Consider the following 16880-nt stretch of genomic DNA (forward strand, 5'->3'; position numbering starts at 1 on the left):
ATGTGAGGCTTGCCGCCGGGTGCTGCGCCCGGCATCGTCCGCGGCCATGCCGCAGGCCGCTTCGCCCTCCCCGCGCCCTCTCGCCGTCCTGACCGGCGACATCATCCGCTCGTCCCGCCTGGCGCCCGAGGCGCTCGACGCGGCCATGGACGCGCTCGCCGGCGGGGCCGCCGCGATGTCGACCTGGGAAGGGGCCGAGCCCGCCCGCTTCGACCGTTTCCGCGGCGACGGATGGCAATGCCTCGCCCCGGCCCCACCGATGGCGCTGCGGGCGGCGCTCTTCCTGCGCGCCCACCTGCGCGCCACCGACCGCGACGCCGATACCCGCATCTCGGTTGGCGTCGGCACGGGCGTCCTGCATCCCGACGGTCTCGCGGCGGCGAGCGGCACGGCCTTCGAGGTCTCCGGGCGCGGCCTCGACCGCATGGCCCGCGCCCAGCAGATCGCCATCTCCTGGGCCGACCCGCCGCCGGCGGCCGCCGTGATCGGGGCGGTCTTCGCCCTCGCCGACGAGGTCTCGCGGCTCTGGACGGCGAAACAGGCGGCGCTTCTCGTCGCGACCCTCTCGCCGGGGGACGAGCCGCAGGAGCGGCTCGCCGCCCAGCACGGGGTCTCGCAGCAGGCGATCGCCAAGCACCTCAGCCGCGGCGGCGACTGGGCGCTGCGCCGGGCGCTCGCCGCCCTGGAGGCGGAGGGATGAGACAATCCGTCCCGGTTGTTTTCTCGGTTACAACCTCATCAGATTGTAATTGTCTGCACAACCGTAATCAGTTGTATTGCCCGATGCCGGCCGGGGCGGCGCCATGCTAGAGACCGCCGTCGCCCTCGTGCTCGGCCATCTCGTCGCCGACTTCCTGCTCCAGAGCGACCGGATGGCGCGGACGAAAGCGCGGCCCGCCTCGCTCGCCGCCCATCTCGGCGTCGTCGCCGCGGCGAGCTGGATCGCCCTCGGCATGCCGCCCGCGCCGCTGCCCATCCTCGCCGTCGTCATCACCCACGGGCTGACCGACATGGCCAAGGCCCGGCTCGCGCCGCGCGGCTTCGCCGGCTTCTCGCTCGACCAGGCCGCGCATCTCGCCGCCATCTGGATCGTCGCCTCGCTCTGGCCGGGGACCTGGGCGCAGGGGCTCTGGGCGCAGCCCTTCCTCATCGAGCGCCTCCCCGGCCTCGCCCGCCTGCCCGAGGCGATGGCGCTCGGCGCGGGGCTCGTCTGCGCCGTCTGGGCCGGCGGCTATGCGGTGCGCGAGCTGATGCACGGGCTCAAGGACTTCCCCGACGACCCGGAAAAGGACATGAGCCTGCCGAACGGCGGCCAGATGATCGGCCGGCTGGAGCGGCTGATGATCCTGATGCTGCTCGTCGCCGACCAGCCCGACGGCATCGGCCTGCTGATCGCGGCGAAGTCGATCCTGCGCTTCAACGAGCTCGCCAAGGACGCTTCCGACCGCCGCGCCAGCGAGTACGTCATCATCGGCACGCTCGCGAGCTTCGCCTGGGCGATCGGCGTCGGCTTCGTCACGCAGGCGGCCACGCACGCCCTCGCCCCTTGAGGCGCCGCCGCCGAGAGCCTACCTTGTGGGGACGGTCAGGAAAGAGAGCGCAATGTTCGGCATCCCCGGCAATCCCCCCATCACGCTGACGCCCTCCGCCGAGGCGCAGATCGTCCGGTTGATGGCGAAGGGCGCGCAGGGCCTGCGCATCGGTCTCAAGAAGGGCGGTTGCGCCGGCATGGAATACACCATGGAGTTCGCCTCCGAGGTCAGCCCCCACGACGCGGTGGTCGAGCAGAACGGCGCAAGGGTGATGATCGCCCCCATGGCGCAGATGTTCCTGTTCGGCACCGAGATCGACTACGAGTCCGGCCTGATCGAGTCCGGGTTCAAGTTCAAGAACCCCAACGTCGTCGACGCCTGCGGCTGCGGCGAATCGATCAAGTTCGACGCCCGCTGATCCCGCGCGATCCCGTGGCGCCGGCACGGGAGACGTGCTAACCTTCAATCGTTGATTGCGTCGTCTGCCGTCCAATTGTCGGGTTGAGACTTTGCCCAGCACTGCGCCCGACCCGCCGCGGCGCGAGGGGTTTGGCGCGAGCTATTGCGAACTCTCGCGGGAGACATTCCATGCCTCGCACCAACGCGTTCCACGTCCTTTTTCCCACCACCGACCATCCCCAGCTCTGGCGCCCGCTGCGCGACCGGATGACCGGCCCCGGCGGTTTCTACAACGTCGGCAATGCGCTCGGCCTCGCCGGCGGCGTCGCGCTGGCGGTGGCCGCCTCCGGCCCGACGCTCAGTGAGGGCGCGCGCGCGGCCTGGGACCACCTCGCCGGTAGCGCCAGCGCGCTCAGCATAACCGTCGCCATGCTGATCTTCTTCTGGGGCGGCGAGGCCTATCACCGCGCTTGGGCGAACGGCTTCCCGCCGGACGCGCGCCTGAACCGCTGGGGCGATCTCCTTTCGGCGGTGGGAGCGCTCGCGCTCGGCCTCGGGCTCTTCCTGATCGGCGAGGCGCTGCTCGCCGCCACTGCCGGCCTCCTGCATGCGGCCGGAAAGCTCGGCAGCGCCCTCAAGGGGCCCGATCCGGCCGCGCCGGCGGCGCGCTGGCCCGATCCGTTCCGCGCCGCCGTGGTGGCGAGCCGCCTGCCGGCAATCGCCCTCGTCCTCCTCGCGATCGGCGGCGCGCTCGCCGCGCCCGGCAGCCCGGCCCCGGCCGAGTTGGCCGCCCCGGCGCTGCTGCTGGTCTGCTATCTGCTCTGGATGCGCGCCGACCTCCTGCTTCTGCGCAGCTGAGCCCTTCCTCGCCCTCGGAGCGATCGGCCGGCGTTTCTCCGGGCCAGGGCCCGCCGGTCGGCCCTGACCCTTCCCCTCCGCGGGCGCCTCTGCTACCCGGACCCGGCATCCCGCACACGCGTTCCGGAGTTCCCGCCATGGCCCGCAAGAAGCTCGTCGCCGGCAACTGGAAGATGAACGGCCTCCGGGCCTCCACCGGCGTCCTCGACACGCTCGTCCGGACGCTGCCGTCGCCGGCCTGCGACGTGCTGATCTGCCCGCCGGCGACGCTCGTCGCGGCGCTCGCGGGGCGCGGCTGGCCCGTGGGCGGACAGGACTGCCACGCGAGGCCCTCGGGGGCCCATACCGGCGACGTCGCGGCCGAGATGCTGGCCGACGCCGGCGCGACCGCGGTGATCGTCGGCCATTCCGAACGCCGCGCCGACCACGGCGAGACCGACGCCGACGTCGCCGCCAAGGCCGCGGCGGCCTGGCGCGCCGGGCTCGTCGCGATTGTCTGCGTCGGCGAGACCGAGGCCGAGCGCGACGCGGGCCACGCCCTCGACGTCGTCGGCCGCCAGCTCGCCGGCTCGATCCCCGACGGCGCCACCGCGGCGAACCTGGTCATCGCCTACGAGCCGGTCTGGGCGATCGGAACCGGCCGCACCCCGTCGCTGGCCGAGATCGGCGAGATGCACGGCTTCCTGCGCGCCCGCCTCGCCGAGCGCATCGGCGCCGAGGCCGCCGGGGTGCGCCTCCTCTACGGCGGCTCGGTCAAGCCGGGCAACGCCGCCGAGATCTTCGCCGTGGCGAACGTCGACGGCGCCCTCGTCGGCGGCGCCTCGCTCAAGGCCGAGGACTTCGCCCCGATCGTCGTGGCCGCCGCCTGACCTGTGGATAACTACGGGATTAACACTTTATCTCAATGATAACAGATAGATAGTCAGCGTCCCACTGTGGGACGGGCGCGATCGAACCGCTCGCGCGGCGCGTGGCGTCAGTGTATCCTCGTGCGATCGGCGCGGGGGCGGCGGCCATGGCGGACGAAGCGAAGAAGGGGATCCTCGGCGACCTCGCGGCGCTGTTCCAACAGTGGCAGGTCGTCGTCGCCGCGATCGCCGCGGCCACGGCGCTGTGGTTCGGCTTCGACGACCAGCGCCGCAAGCAGCTCGACCTCAACCGCGCCGCCGTCGACGAGGCCAAGGACGCCGAGCACCTCGCCGCCTTCCGCGCCGACCCGCACAGCACCCTCGTCGAGTTCCGCGCCACCTATCCCGAGCACGCCTTCTGCGCCGCGCTCGGCTACTACGTCGCCGAAGCCGGCCGCCTCGCCGACGACGAGACGGCGCGGGCCAGCGTCAAGCCGATCGGCGACGCCATCGGCGCCCAGATCGAGCGCCTCGCCGCCCAGGGCGGCAGCTCGCTCGACGCGCTCCAGACCCTCGCCGTGGCCGCCGCCGGCGACGGCGGCGCCGCCTCCGACTGCCCCCGCCTCGGCCCCGACCTCGCCTGGTACGCCCGCCCGCTGATGTGGACCGACTGCCGTCTGCTCCTCGCCACCTTCGCCCAGGCCCAGTGCCAGGCCGAGGCCACCCGCCTCGCCGCCGCCGCCCTCGCGCCGCCGCCCCCGGAGGCCGTCGTCCTCCCCGACGGCTGGATCGGCATGGCGCCCACGCCGCCGTCCCCGTCGGCCGAGCCCACGCCGCAGGTCGCGCCGCCCGCCCCGGCGACGGACGAACCGGCCCCGACCATGGCGCTCGGTCCCGGCGACGCCTGCGGCGCGGCCCCGCCGACCGTCTTCATCCAGTTCGTCGCCGAGGCGGACCGCCCCCGCGCGGCGGCCGCCCGCGACCTCCTCCTCGCCGCCGGCTGGCCGGTCGCCGAGGGGCTCGACCTCGTCGCCGCCGCCCGCACCGCCGGAGACGTCCGCTTCTACTGGCCCGAGCAGGCCGCCTGCGCCGCCCGCCTCGCCGAGGCGCTCGGCTCCGCCTTCGGCTCCCCCTTCGCGACGCTCTCGCTCGCCGGCCGCTACCGTAACCTGCCCCGCGGCCGCGTCGAGGTCTGGCTCCCGGCCGCCTGAACGCTCAAGGGGCGGCGACCCGGTCGATCGCGAACGCGGCGTGGTCGAGTTCGAAGTCGAGGACTCGCTCCCAGACCTGCGCCAAGGTCCGGACCTCGAGCGTTCCGATGCGCAGGAAGCCCGTGCCGAAGCGCGGCTTCTCGAACACCGGCTCCAGCCCGGAGGCACGCGCACCACTACCCGGTCGTTGAGCGGATTGAGGTTCACGATGCTCAGCCGCCGCGGCGCGCCCTGCAACCGCCCGGCGTCGATCACGATGGTGTCGGGGTCGAGGTCGAGCCCCGGCACCGAGCCCGGCCCGGCGGCCACGGCGAAGTCCTCGCCCTCGAAGCCGCAGACCACGACCTGATCCGCCCCGGCGCCCGCCGCGACCATGGCGCCGCCGAAAAGCAGCAATCGGTCCGCCGCGTCGCTCGCCTGCGCCACCACGTTGTCCGCGACCTCGATCCGCAGCGGTTCCGACGCGGCGCCGAAGAGCGCGAACCCCGCCGGCCATTCCCGCTCCGGCGTGGCCGGCGTCGCCGGCGCCGCCGCGCATCCGAGGCGCGGGTCGTAGCCGGAGAAGGCCGGCGCGACCGCCGGCCATGCCGGCGCCGCCGCCGGGACCGCCTGCTCGATATCGAAGACCTCGCGCCCGACCGGCATCGGATCGTCCACGGGAGCGACCAGGATCTCCACCGGCCCGGCGCGCAGCGTCGCGCCGAGATGCGGCCCGAACACCGGGGCCACCCCCGGCGGCAGGCGCAGCCGGATGCGATCCTGCGCGGCCGTGAATCCCTGCACCATGATCTGGATCGTCACGCCCGGCGGCGCGCCGAGGAACACGCCCGGCTCGATCACGATGCGGTCGGGCGCGCCGTCGCCGACCACCGCCTCGTCCTCGCCCACGACGATCTGAAGCGACGGCGCGCGCAAGGCGCAGACCACGACGACATCGGCGCCGAGCCCCGCCGTCACGGTGGCGCTCGCGGCGGGAGCGACCACGAAGATCGCGTCGTCGCCCCCGAGCGCATGGAACCGCACCCACGACGGCGCCAGACCTGCCGCAACGCGGTCCGGCCCGTCGGTGAAGGACCAGTCCACCGGCCGCGTCTCGGTCGGCCGGGCGAAGCCCTCCGCCGAGGTCGGGCAGACGCCCTGCGCCGCGGCGGCGCCAGCGGCGAGAAGCAAGGCGAGAACGGCGACCAGGCGCATCGGACCCCTCGCGAACGGCCTCGCCGGATCCTGCCCGTGCGCGGCCGTACGATCAAGCCCGAGCGACGACCGCGCCCGCGCCGATCGGACCCGGCCCCGATGCCGCCGCACCAGACCCGCGAAATTCGGCGGCAGGCGCCCCGATGCGCCTGACTCCGGCCGGCGGCTGGGCTAGAAGCGGCGCGACCGAAGGAGAGGACGATGGACGAAACGCGCGCCGCGGCGCTGGAAGCAAAAGCCTGGCCCTTCGAGGAGGCGCGCAGGCTCCTCGCCCGTTGCGAGGCCAACCCGCCCGCCAAGGGCCACGTCCTCTTCGAGACCGGCTACGGACCCTCCGGCCTGCCGCATATCGGCACCTTCGGCGAGGTGGCGCGCACCACCATGGTCCGCCGCGCCTTCGAGGCGATCTCCGACATCCCCACCCGGCTGATCTGCTTCTCCGACGACATGGACGGGATGCGCAAGGTTCCCGACAACGTCCCCAACCCGGAGATGCTGCGCGAGCACCTCCAGCGGCCGCTCACCGCGGTCCCCGACCCGTTCGGCGAGTACGAGAGCTTCGGCGCTCACAACAACGCCATGCTCCGGCGCTTCCTCGACACCTTCGGCTTCGAGTACGAATTCATCTCGGCGACCGACTTCTACAAGTCCGGGCGCTTCGACGCGATCCTGCTCCGCGCCGCCGAACGCTACGACGCGATCATGGAGGTCATGCTCGCCTCGCTCCGCGAGGAGCGCCAGCAGACCTATTCCTGCTTCCTGCCGATCTCGCCCAAGACCGGCCGCGTGCTCTACGTGCCGCTCAAGGAGGTGAATGCGGCAAACGGCACCATCACCTTCGACGACGAGGACGGCGAGGAGACGACGCTCCCCGTCACCGGCGGCCAGGTGAAGCTGCAATGGAAGCCCGACTTCGGCGCCCGCTGGGCCGCGCTCGACGTCGATTTCGAGATGTTCGGCAAGGATCACGCGACCAACGCCCCGATCTACGACCGGATCTGCGAGATCCTCGGCGGCCGCGCGCCGCAGCACATGATCTACGAGCTGTTCCTCGACGAGAAGGGTCAGAAGATCTCGAAGTCCAAGGGCAACGGCCTCTCGATCGACGAGTGGCTCGCCTATGCGAGCCCGGAGAGCCTTGCGCTCTTCATGTACGGCAAGCCGCGGACGGCCAAGCGGCTCCACTTCGACGTGATCCCCAAGGCGATGGACGAGCACGACGCCCACCTGCGCGCCTGGGAGGCGCAGGAGACCGCGGCGCGGCTGGAAAACCCGGCCTGGCACATCCATGCCGGCCATCCGCCCGCCTCCGACATGGCGGCGGCCTACTCGATGCTCCTGAACCTCGCCAGCGTCGCCAACGCCGAGGACAAGACCGCGCTCTGGGGCTTCATCCGCAAGTACGCGCCGGAGGCGAGCGCGGAGACGAACCCCGGCCTCGACGCGGCGGCGGCGCATGCAGTGCGCTACTACCAGGACTTCGTGAAGCCGGCGAAGCGGTTCCGCGCCCCCGACGCCCGCGAGGCGACCGCGCTCGCCGAATTGCGCGACCGCCTGCGCGCCTGGGACGGCCCCGCCGACGCCGAGGCGATCCAGAACGAGATCTACGCCATCGGCAAGGCGCACGGCTTCGAGCCGCTGCGCGCCTGGTTCGCCGCCATCTACGAGACGCTCCTCGGCGCCGGGCAGGGCCCCCGCTTCGGCGGCTTCGTCGCCCTCTACGGCCTGCGCGAGACCGCCGACCTGATCGACTCGGCCTTGGCCGGCAATCTCGTCGCCGCTGAGCCTGCCGCGCAAAGCTGACCCCGTGCGGCCCGTCGCGGGCGCCAACCCCGTGGACGCAGAGTCCCGCTGATTTCGACAGTTGGCGAGATTGGCACGCGACGGCCGCGCCGATGGATGATACCGGCGGGCTCATGAAACGACTCGCGGACCTTTTTGAGCCTTAGCACTTTTATCGTGTGTACTCAGTTAGTTACCCTACCTATCACGCGTGTTAGCCCGTGCTGCGCCGGGTGGCCTGGTAGACTCGCCGGTATGAGGCGTGACCTAGGCGTGACCGGCCATCCGTTGACAGGGGCCAGGCCCCGAACCAAACCTCGCGGACCCCCGTAGGAGCCCGAGCCGCATGATCCTCCTGAGCGTCGTCGTCGCCGCGCTGACGGCCGGAATGGCGGCAACCCATGTCGCGAGCCCCGAAGCGGTGCCGCAATACGTGATCTGGTCCGGCGTCGTCATGGCGCTCGCGACCTGGCGCGCGGCCGGGATCATCACCTACATGCGGATGTTCGTGGCCGGCTATGCCGTCGCCTTCTCCGCCTTTGCCGTCGGCTTCATCGTCTTCGGCAACGGCGGGCTGCCGGACTGGACGCCGGGCTGGATGCAGACGCTGCAACCGCGGCCGTTCCTCGCGCTCGCCTTCACCGTCTTCGCCGTCGCCGCGACGCTGATGGCGCGGCTGCCGCTGATCCGCGAGACGATCGGCCTTTCCGAACACTACTTCTCCAGCCGCGACCCGAGCCGGCTGCGCTATCTGCCGGGCCTCGGGCTGACCGAAGGCGGCATCGGGCGGGCCTTCCTCATCGGCATCATCCTGATGAACTTCGTCCAGACCTACCTGCTCATCCTGTTCAACACCTGGCAGGGGGCGCTGTTCGACAGCTTCCAGAACATGAACGAGGCCGCCTTCTGGCTCCTCATCACCACCTTCCTGTTCCTCGCCGGCCAGTGGGTGGTCTTCGCCGTGATCGAATACCTGCTCGGCCAGTACATGCTGATCCGCTGGCGGCGCCACATGTCGCGGGAATACGTCGCCGACTGGCTGGAGGACGAGCGCCACTACCGCATCCAGTTCATCGGCGAGATCGCCGACAACCCCGACCAGCGCATCTCCGAGGACATCCGCACCTACGTCACCAACACCTACTCGATCTCCTCCTCGCTGTTCTCGACCTTCCTCAGCCTCGCCGCCTTCGTGCAGCTCCTGTGGGATCTCTCCGGCCGCTTCCGCGTCGAGGCGGGCCATCCCTTCCTGGAATGGCTGACGGCCGTGCCCGGCTTTCTGGTCTGGGTCTGCCTCGCCTACGCGGCCTTCGCCACCGTGGTCGGGCACCTGATCGGCCGGCCGCTGATCCAGAAGAACTACAACAAGGAGCGCACCGAGGCCGACTTCCGCTTCGGAATGGCGCGCATGCGCGAATTCAGCGAGCAGGTGGCGCTTCTCCGCGGCGAGAAGGCCGAGCGGAACTCGCTCTACGACAAGTACGACCGCCAGGTCGAGGCGACCTACAGCCTCGTGCGCACCACGCGCGACCTGCGCGTCTTCAGCTTCTCGATCAGCCAGATGACCGACGTGCTCCCTTACGTCCTCGTCGCGCCGGCCTATTTCGCCGGCGTGGGCTCGCTCGGGGGGCTGCAGCAGACCGCCGGGGCGTTCTCGCGCGTGCAGTCGGGCTTCTCGATCTTCCTCGACCTCTACGAGACGCTGGCGCTCTACAAGGCGGCGGTGAACCGCATCAACGGCTTCCGCGCCGCGCTGGTGCAGGCCAGCGCGACCGCCGGAACCCGCACGATCGCCGTCGAGGCGGGGGCGGGCGCCGACCTCTCCGTGCGCGACCTCGCGCTGCGGCTGCCGGACGGCCGGACCATCGCCCGCGTCCCGGAACTGGATCTCGCGCCGGGCCAGAGCACGATCCTGACCGGCCCCTCCGGCTCGGGGAAATCGACGCTCTTCCGCGCGATCGCCGGGATCTGGCCCTTCGGCGACGGCCGGGTCGTGTCACCGAAGGGCGAGCACGCGATGCTGCTGCCCCAGCGCGCCTATCTGCCGCTCGGCACGCTGCGCGGCGCGCTCGCCTATCCGGCGACCCCGGACAACGTGGACGAGGCCGCGATGACGGACACCATGCGCGCCGTCGGCCTCGGCCACCTGATCCCCCGCCTCGACGAATCCGGCCTGTGGAGCCAGGCGCTGTCGGGCGGCGAGCAACAGCGCGTCGCCGTGGTGCGCGCGCTCCTCGCCCGACCGGACTGGCTGTTCCTCGACGAGGCGACCGCGGCGCTCGACGAGTCGATGGAGGAAGACGTCTACCGCCTGCTGCGCGAACGCCTGCCGGACACGACCATCGTCTCGATCGGCCACCGCAGCACGCTGCTCGCCTTCCACGAGCGCCATCTCGACATGGAGCCCGACGCCGAGGGCGTCTTCACCCCCGACGACGTCCCTCCCGCCGCGGCGCCCGCCTGAGCGACGCCGCACGCTAACAGCCCGTAAAGAAGTGGCAAGGCTGATTCCAGCCTGTCTCCAGCCGCATTCCAGCCAAAGTTTTCCAAGCGTTTCCAACAGGATGACTACTCCCGGCAAACGCCGGCCAGTCAACCGGAATCACGCCCGGTCCGGGCGTCGGCGCCGTCGGTCGTCGCGTTTACCCCTCCTTAATCGAAGCCATGCTATCCGCCCGCCCCTTGTCCACGCGGCCCACAGCCGCGTGACGGCGACGGGAGCGTCCATGCCAGCAATCCACGCCACCGCCCTCGATCTGACCCCGCCCCGCTTCGTCGAGGGGCTCGCCGACTGGTCGCGCGGCGACGGCGCGGCGGAAGCCCCCTCCTGCGAGGGCTGGTCCGCCGCCCGGATCGTCTGCGGCGATCCCCTGCTCGGCGACTGTCTCGAGATCCGCATGACCAGGCGCGAGGAACGCCTGCGCTACATGGGCGAGCTGCCGGTCCGCCCGGGCTCGGCGGTCGAGATCCGGCTCCGCCTCCGCGCGCTGGCCGGACCCCTGCCCCGCGCCCGCGTCGCCGCCCGCCCGGGCGGCGGCGCCGGCCGCATCCTCGCCGACCTTCCGGCCCGCGGCCCCCTCGCCGACCTGCCCGCCGACGGCGCGGCCGTCGAACTGCGCCTCGTCGTTTCCACCACGCCCGGTCCGCGCATCGACCTCGTGTGGAACGCCCGCGCTCTCTACGCGCATGTCGGCCTCGACCTCGTCGGCCGCCCGGGCGGCGTCGTGCGCATCGCCGACATCGCTGCCTGCGAGATCATCCCACCCTCCTTCCCCGGGTTCGAGGTCGGTCTCTAGCTGGCCGCTGAAATAGCTGCTCTGCGAGAACGACTTCCCGGATGTCTGTGCATTGCGGACTTCCGGGATCGGCGTCACTCTCGTCGCGGAGCCCATCCCTTGGTCATGTTGCGAGCAGCTTGGGGAGTCTTGCGAGGTTGCAGGCGGCCATCGCGAGGGTGAAGCGGGCCCGGACGCGTTCTACGCCGCGATAGACGGTCTGGGTCATGCCGCCCACGGTCTTCGCCCAGCCGAACGGTTCCTCGATCTTCTTGCGGCATCGCTGCTGCATGGCCCTCGTGACGGGGAGTCCGGCCGTCGATGCCGGAATGGCGGGCCTTTTGCGCGACATGCGGGGTGACGCGGGCTCGTCGGAGATCGGCGACGAAGTCGGCGCTGTCGTAGCCCTTGTCGGCCCCGAGCGTCCGGCGACGGGTCGAGCCGGGGGAATGGCGCCGGATCATGGCGAGCGCCGCCTGCCGTTCGGCATGGCCGTCGGCCCGGGTCAGCTCGGCCGGGACGATCAGGCTGTTGCCTTTCGGCGCATTCCTCGGACCAGTGGCGGAATGCGCCTCAAACCCAACAGGGTATGGCCCATGAAGCAGAGCAAGGCGCCCGTGCCGAGTGATACCCGCGAGTCTACCATGCTACCCGGCGCAACACGGGCTAACACGCGTGATAGATAGGATAACTACCTGAGTACACACGATAAAAGCCACAAAGGTCAAAAAAGGGTCCGCGAGTCGTTTCATGAGCCCGCCGGTATGATTTCCTGTAAAGCCGCGCGTCCGGATCGGTGGTCGAGGCATGGGTGGCGTTCGAGCGCTTCTCGCCGCGGAAGTCGACTTCGGCATTGACGATTTCGCAAAGGTCGATCCGCCGCCGGCGCACGAGGCCGTCGGTCAACTCGCGCCGGCAGGCTGTAGCCGTTGTCGGCGACGGCCTTTTGGGCCTCGGTGCGGACGATGAAGCCGGGTGGGATCTCGATCACGGTTTTGGCCGGGAGTTCAAGGATTAACGGGGATTCGTCGAATGCACGACGCATGCACGACGCATGCACAACGCGTATGCCAAGGGAAAGAGTCGGGATTGAGAGGTAAACGGCTGGGCCGGGCGGGCGGTCCGATTCATGGCGATGGCGCCTTCGGCTTCCAGATGGCGTCAGCGGAGGCAACCGGGCCCTCATCCCCATCTGCGAGCAGTGCGCCACTGTCGCCCCGCAATGTGCGATCCGGGGCGCAGGGAGCCTGCGCTGTCCCGCCTGCGCCGCGCCGCCTATCCGCCGGCCAGACGCGGGCCGGTGTCCTCGACAAAGGTCGGGTCGGACTTGCGGGCGAAGCCGGCGCGCCACGAGCCCGACAGTTCCCCGAGCCCCGCCAGCCGCTGCGCGAGCCCGGGGTCGAGCTTGGGGTCGAAGCGGGCCGCGATCACCGCCGGCAGCGGCCAGTCGGGCTGCGGGCGCTCCAGCAGCGCGATCGCGTCGCCGGCCGCAATGAAGCCCTCGCGCAGCACGCGGTAGTACCAGCCGGTGCGGCCGGACTTCTGGAACCGCGCCGCCATGTCCGCGCGCCCGACATGGGCCGACAGCTTCCAGCACGGCTGGCGTCCCTGCGTCACCTGGACGACCGCCTCGCCGATGCGGATGACGTCGCCGATGCACAGCATCTCCTCGGTCAGTCCGCGCGTCGAGACGTTCTCGCCGACGCCGCCTGGCACGAACCTGGCGGCGACATCCGGCATTTCCCGCTCCCAGAACGGATAGTGATCCGCCGCATAGTGGTGGACCGCCTTCTCGGGGCCGCCGTGATGCGCGGGGTCGGCCTGCTCGTCCCCGCAGATGCCGGTTTCCGTCAGCCATTGCCGGCCGACGACCGCGAGCTTCACGATCCCGCTCGGCGGCTTGCCGTGCCAGTGCGCGGCGACCCTGCCGACGAAGATCGCGCCCACGCTCAGGTCGTCGGGAAACTGCATGCCGCGCCCTCGCCAGCGGCCTCGGCTACCGCCGGCGCCAACCATCGCCCGCCGGCCTCGCCCTGTCCAGCACCCCGGCCGGCGGCGTTCGCTCCGGGGCCCGCGCCCGTGCCAGAATACGCAACGGCATCCTGGGCGTCGGAGCGTGACCTGGCCAAGGCGTTCCGGCAGTCCGGATTCGGAGTGGACGTCGGCCGACGCGAAGCGGCGCGCGGCCGGGGGAGACCATGAACGGGCGTCCGGTTTGCAATGATGTTCGGCGTGCCCTAGGGTCCGGCAGCCGGCCGCCCAAGGAGAGAGGCCATGCCCCCCGACCTGACCGGGCCGCGCGAGGCGGCCGCGCCACCGGAGGATTTCAGCGACGCCGCCGCCACCTTCGGCGACCGCCTCTGCCATGCGCGGGAGGCCATGGGCCTCAGCCAGTCGGAACTGGCGCGCCGGATGGGGGTCAAGCCCCAGACGCTGCGCAACTGGGAAGAGGACCGCGCCGAGCCGCGCGCGACGCGGCTCCAGATGCTCGCGGCCACGCTGAACGCGCCGATGGTCTGGCTCCTGAGCGGGGACGGGCCGGCGCCACGGTGGGCGGCCGCGCCGCAGACGCGGCCCGCAGCGGCGGACGCAGCCGCGTGCCTGCGCGAGCTGCGCCGGATTCGCGCCGAACAGACGCTCCTCGCCGGGCGCATGGCGCGGGTGGAGAAGCGGCTCGTCGCGGCGCTCGCAGGGAATGACGGGAGCGCATCGTGACCGACGCCGATCCCCGGCTCAAGCGGCTGCGGCTCCGGGCGTGGCGGCGCGGCATGCGCGAGACGGACCTGCTTCTGGGACCGTTCGCCGACGCGGAGCTCGGGCGGCTTTCGCCGAGCGAACTCGATGCGTTCGAGTCCCTGTTGCACGAGAACGACCAGGACCTATATCTGTGGATCAGTCGCAACAGTGGACAACCGGGCCATTTCGACGCAATCGTGGGACGTATCGCCGCGTTCCATGGCATGGCCTGAAGGCAGGCGACGGGTAGGCCGATCTTAACGGGTTGTACAGGAATCTGGGCAACGGTCCGCGCACTGGGTCATGCGGAGAGAGATCATGAGCGTGCACGCCTCGGTGGCGAAGGTTCCCGGACCCGTCCTGGACGGCGAGTTCCTCGGATCCTATCTTGAAACGCTCTCCATGGTCGAACGGCTGCACCGCCTCCTGCTCGACGTGGTCAAGGACGAATTCGAGCGCATCGGGATCATCGACATCAACTCGGTGCAGGCGCTCCTGCTCTTCAACGTCGGCGACAACGAGGTGACGGCCGGCGAACTGAAGACGCGGGGCTACTACCAGGGCTCGAACGTCAGCTACAACCTCAAGAAACTGGTCGAATGCGGATACATGCATCACCAGCGCTGCGAGGTCGACCGGCGCGCCGTACGGGTGCGGCTGACCGAGAAGGGCCGGCACATCCGTAGCGTCATCGCCGAACTGTTCCAGCGCCACGCCGCCGGCATCCTCAGCCGCGAGGTGCTCGGCGACATGCGGCTCGCCGACATCAACGCGAGCCTGCGCCGGATGGAGCACTACTGGACCGACCAGATCCGCTACATCTACTGATTCTCGGGCCGAATCGGGGCAAGCGCGGCGGTCGCGACGGACAGGCGTCCGGAGGGTGTGCCGTCGGGGACCGGTTCGGGAAAGTTTCCTCAACCATAACGCGTTCCGGCTGACTATTCCCCTGCAATGGTGGTATCCTGCATGGAAACAGGGCCCGGTGCGAAGCGATTCGTCGGGAACCCCATAAAACACTGGGCAGCATGCAGGATTCGGCAGGCGATCGGATGGGTACGAGTCACGGTATGAGTTCCAGTCACGGCGCCTTCGACTTTCCGATCGGAGACGAGCTCCGCGGCGATCGCGCCACGCTCGGAAAGTCGCTGCTCGACGTTCAGCGCGACCTGCGGATCAAGGCGGTCTACGTTTCCGCCATAGAGAACACCGACCCGAGCGTGTTCCCCAACCCGAGCTTCGTGCCGGGCTACGTGCGCGCCTATGCCCGCTATCTCGGGCGCGACCCCGACGAGGTCTATGGGCGTTTCTGCGCCGACAGCGGCTTCCGCCACCCGGTCGGCCTCGGCGCGACGCCGCCCGCGGGGCGCAAGTCCGGCCGGCAGGACACGCCCGGGGCGAGCAGGATCGGGCTCCCGAGGTTTCCGCTTGCCGAGCCGCGGCGGCTCGGCCTGTCGGCGGCGGGGCTTTCGGCGTTCGGATCGCTTGCCGTGCTCGCGGCCGTGGTCGGCGCGCTGGGCTGGGGCGGCTGGACCGTGCTCCAGAACATCCAGCGCGTGCAGTTCGCCCCGGTGGAGGAGACGCCGACGGCCCTCGCCGCCGTCGCGCCGGTCGCCGCTCCCGAGACCCCCTCGCTGGGCGAGCCGGAGTTGACCGAACTCGCGAAGCCGGTCGCCGCGACGGCGCTGACCGAGCTTTACCGCAGCCAGGAACTCGAGGTGCCGATCCTCGCCCCGCGCGACGGACCGATCGCAGCACTCGATCCCGACAGCGTGGGCCTGCTCGCCTCCGCCGAGGCGGCCGCGGCGCGGTCGGGGGCGGTCGCGTCCGGGAGCGGGCCGCGCGTCATCGCCGAGGGCGGCCAGCATCAGGGCGCCGCCGCGACGCCTTTCGGACCGCAACCGGCCGGCGCGCCGGCGGTTCCGGCCACCGACGTCGCCGCAGCGGAGCCGGCCATCACCATCGTCGCCGAGCGCGCCGCCTGGGTGCGGGTCTATCTCGCCGACAAGACGGTGGTCTTCGAGCGCATCCTCGAGACCGGCGAAAGCTACGCCCTGCCGCCCGATCTCGTCGAGCCGAAGATCTGGGCCGGCAATTCCGGCTCCGTTTACGTCCGGCTCGGGCAGGAGCTGCGGGGGCCGCTCGGCAGCGGGACCCGCGCGGTGCGCGACGTGCCGCTGGAACCAGCCGCGATCACCGAGCGCTTCGGCGTCGTGGCGGATGTGCCGGAATCGATCGCCCGCGCCTTCGAGCCTGCCGAGCAGACGGCGGCCATCATCCGGTAGGCCGCCGCGCGCGCACGTAGTCGCGCGGCGCGGCGCCGAGCATCCTGCGGAACATCGTCGTGTAGGCGGAGACGTTGCTGTAGCCGGCGCGCATGGCGACGCGCGACACCGGCTCGCCGGCGGCGAGGTGCGGCAGGCTGGCGAAGATGCTGGCCTGCTGGCGCCAGGTGGCGAAGCCCGCGCCGGTCTGCCGGGCGAAGAAGCGGGTGAAGGTCCGCCGGCTCATCGCCAGCGCCGCCGCCCAGTCGTCGATCCGCGCTTCCGTCGAGGGATCGCGCATGAAGCCGCGACAGAGCGCGGCGAGGCGCGGGTCGGACGGGAACGGCAGGCCGAGCGGACGCACCGGCAGCGCCGCCGCCTCCTCGGCGAGAAGCGCATAGACCAGCGTCGCCTTGCGGTCGCCCTCCGGGGCGTCGCCGAGCCGGATCGCCTCCTCGATCAGGCTGCGGGCAAGCGGCGAGATCGCCCGCACGCTGGGGGCCTCGTCGACGGGCTCGTCGGCGCGCGGGGGCAGGTAGAGCGAGGTCACGTCGACCTCGCTCAGCATCTCGACCTCATGCTCGAGCCCGTGCGGAATGCGCAGCGCATGGCCGGGCGGCACCATCCAGCGGCCGCGATCGGTCGTCACCGCAGCGAGCCCCGCGAGCACGCACAGGAACTGGGTGCGGTCGTGGCTGTGCCGCGGCGCGCGGTGCCCGGCGGGGGCCTGCTCGTCGAGGAGGTGGAGCACGGCGTCCGGGCGCTCCACGCGCTGCATGCG

At 71.3% G+C, this 16880-nt stretch carries 17 protein-coding genes and 1 pseudogene; 14 read left to right on the forward strand and 4 right to left on the reverse strand.

What is annotated here, in order from left to right; translation table 11 throughout:
• From KBA23_RS00005 to KBA23_RS00030, 6 genes are all read left to right on the forward strand, one after another.
• Positions 1 to 700 (forward strand): hypothetical protein (locus KBA23_RS00005; protein WP_290734998.1); only part of this gene is annotated, 700 nt, incomplete at its 5' end.
• Between the two features lie 103 nt (positions 701 to 803).
• A complete protein-coding gene (locus KBA23_RS00010) occupies positions 804 to 1550 on the forward strand; it encodes a DUF3307 domain-containing protein (RefSeq protein WP_290735002.1) in 747 nt (248 codons plus the stop codon).
• Positions 1551 to 1602: 52 nt separating this feature from the next.
• Positions 1603 to 1950 carry an iron-sulfur cluster assembly accessory protein gene (locus tag KBA23_RS00015; RefSeq protein WP_290735004.1) on the forward strand — a complete coding sequence of 116 codons (348 nt, stop codon included), beginning with the start codon at positions 1603 to 1605 and terminating at the stop codon, positions 1948 to 1950.
• 170 nt (positions 1951 to 2120) lie between these two features.
• Positions 2121 to 2789: a hypothetical protein gene (locus KBA23_RS00020; protein ID WP_290735007.1), complete on the forward strand. Its 669-nt coding sequence runs from the start codon at positions 2121 to 2123 to the stop codon at positions 2787 to 2789.
• A gap of 137 nt (positions 2790 to 2926) precedes the next feature.
• Positions 2927 to 3658 carry a triose-phosphate isomerase gene (gene tpiA, locus KBA23_RS00025; protein WP_290735010.1) on the forward strand — a complete coding sequence of 244 codons (732 nt, stop codon included), beginning with the start codon at positions 2927 to 2929 and terminating at the stop codon, positions 3656 to 3658.
• Between the two features lie 146 nt (positions 3659 to 3804).
• Complete coding sequence (locus KBA23_RS00030; protein WP_290735013.1) at positions 3805 to 4848, forward strand: hypothetical protein; 1044 nt, start codon at positions 3805 to 3807, stop codon at positions 4846 to 4848.
• A gap of 4 nt (positions 4849 to 4852) precedes the next feature.
• On the opposite strand, the gene KBA23_RS00035 is transcribed toward KBA23_RS00030, so the two are convergent.
• On the reverse strand, positions 4853 to 4996 hold the full coding sequence (locus KBA23_RS00035; RefSeq protein ID WP_290735016.1) for a hypothetical protein: 144 nt from the start codon (positions 4994 to 4996) through the stop codon (positions 4853 to 4855).
• A gap of 1247 nt (positions 4997 to 6243) precedes the next feature.
• Between KBA23_RS00035 and KBA23_RS00040 the strand changes: the two genes are divergently transcribed.
• From KBA23_RS00040 to KBA23_RS00050, 3 genes are all read left to right on the forward strand, one after another.
• The gene (locus KBA23_RS00040; protein WP_290735020.1) at positions 6244 to 7845 is read left to right on the forward strand and encodes a lysine--tRNA ligase; all 1602 of its coding nucleotides are present in this window, start codon (positions 6244 to 6246) and stop codon (positions 7843 to 7845) included.
• 325 nt (positions 7846 to 8170) lie between these two features.
• Positions 8171 to 10288, forward strand: a complete 2118-nt coding sequence (locus KBA23_RS00045; protein WP_290735023.1) for an ABC transporter ATP-binding protein/permease — start codon at positions 8171 to 8173, stop codon at positions 10286 to 10288.
• Between the two features lie 262 nt (positions 10289 to 10550).
• The gene (locus KBA23_RS00050) at positions 10551 to 11120 is read left to right on the forward strand and encodes a hypothetical protein (protein ID WP_290735026.1); all 570 of its coding nucleotides are present in this window, start codon (positions 10551 to 10553) and stop codon (positions 11118 to 11120) included.
• A gap of 103 nt (positions 11121 to 11223) precedes the next feature.
• Here the strand turns inward: KBA23_RS00050 and KBA23_RS00055 are convergent.
• Positions 11224 to 11721: pseudogene (locus tag KBA23_RS00055) on the reverse strand (transposase); the annotation flags it as partial.
• A gap of 189 nt (positions 11722 to 11910) precedes the next feature.
• Here KBA23_RS00055 and KBA23_RS00060 point away from each other — a divergent pair.
• Positions 11911 to 12117, forward strand: coding sequence for a hypothetical protein (locus KBA23_RS00060; protein ID WP_290735219.1), 207 nt, complete (start codon positions 11911 to 11913; stop codon positions 12115 to 12117).
• Positions 12118 to 12374: 257 nt separating this feature from the next.
• On the opposite strand, the gene KBA23_RS00065 is transcribed toward KBA23_RS00060, so the two are convergent.
• Complete coding sequence (locus KBA23_RS00065; protein ID WP_290735029.1) at positions 12375 to 13070, reverse strand: MOSC domain-containing protein; 696 nt, start codon at positions 13068 to 13070, stop codon at positions 12375 to 12377.
• A gap of 303 nt (positions 13071 to 13373) precedes the next feature.
• Between KBA23_RS00065 and KBA23_RS00070 the strand changes: the two genes are divergently transcribed.
• The 4 genes from KBA23_RS00070 to KBA23_RS00085 all read left to right on the forward strand — a co-directional run bounded on the left by KBA23_RS00070 (position 13374) and on the right by KBA23_RS00085 (position 16120).
• Positions 13374 to 13814, forward strand: coding sequence for a helix-turn-helix transcriptional regulator (locus tag KBA23_RS00070; RefSeq protein WP_290735032.1), 441 nt, complete (start codon positions 13374 to 13376; stop codon positions 13812 to 13814).
• Positions 13811 to 14068, forward strand: coding sequence for a succinate dehydrogenase assembly factor 2 (locus KBA23_RS00075; protein WP_290735035.1), 258 nt, complete (start codon positions 13811 to 13813; stop codon positions 14066 to 14068). Before KBA23_RS00070 ends, KBA23_RS00075 begins: the two co-directional genes overlap by 4 nt.
• A gap of 85 nt (positions 14069 to 14153) precedes the next feature.
• The gene (locus KBA23_RS00080) at positions 14154 to 14663 is read left to right on the forward strand and encodes a MarR family winged helix-turn-helix transcriptional regulator (RefSeq protein ID WP_290735037.1); all 510 of its coding nucleotides are present in this window, start codon (positions 14154 to 14156) and stop codon (positions 14661 to 14663) included.
• A gap of 242 nt (positions 14664 to 14905) precedes the next feature.
• Positions 14906 to 16120 (forward strand): helix-turn-helix domain-containing protein, encoded by a 1215-nt coding sequence (locus tag KBA23_RS00085; protein ID WP_290735041.1) that lies wholly within the window; start codon positions 14906 to 14908, stop codon positions 16118 to 16120.
• Here KBA23_RS00085 and KBA23_RS00090 read toward each other — a convergent pair.
• On the reverse strand, positions 16110 to 16877 hold the full coding sequence (locus KBA23_RS00090; protein WP_290735044.1) for a helix-turn-helix transcriptional regulator: 768 nt from the start codon (positions 16875 to 16877) through the stop codon (positions 16110 to 16112). The two genes, KBA23_RS00085 and KBA23_RS00090, sit on opposite strands and share 11 nt — an antisense overlap.
• Positions 16878 to 16880: the final 3 nt, after the last annotated feature.

It is taken from the genome of Amaricoccus sp. (assembly GCF_017995835.1).
Lineage (GTDB): Bacteria > Pseudomonadota > Alphaproteobacteria > Rhodobacterales > Rhodobacteraceae > Amaricoccus.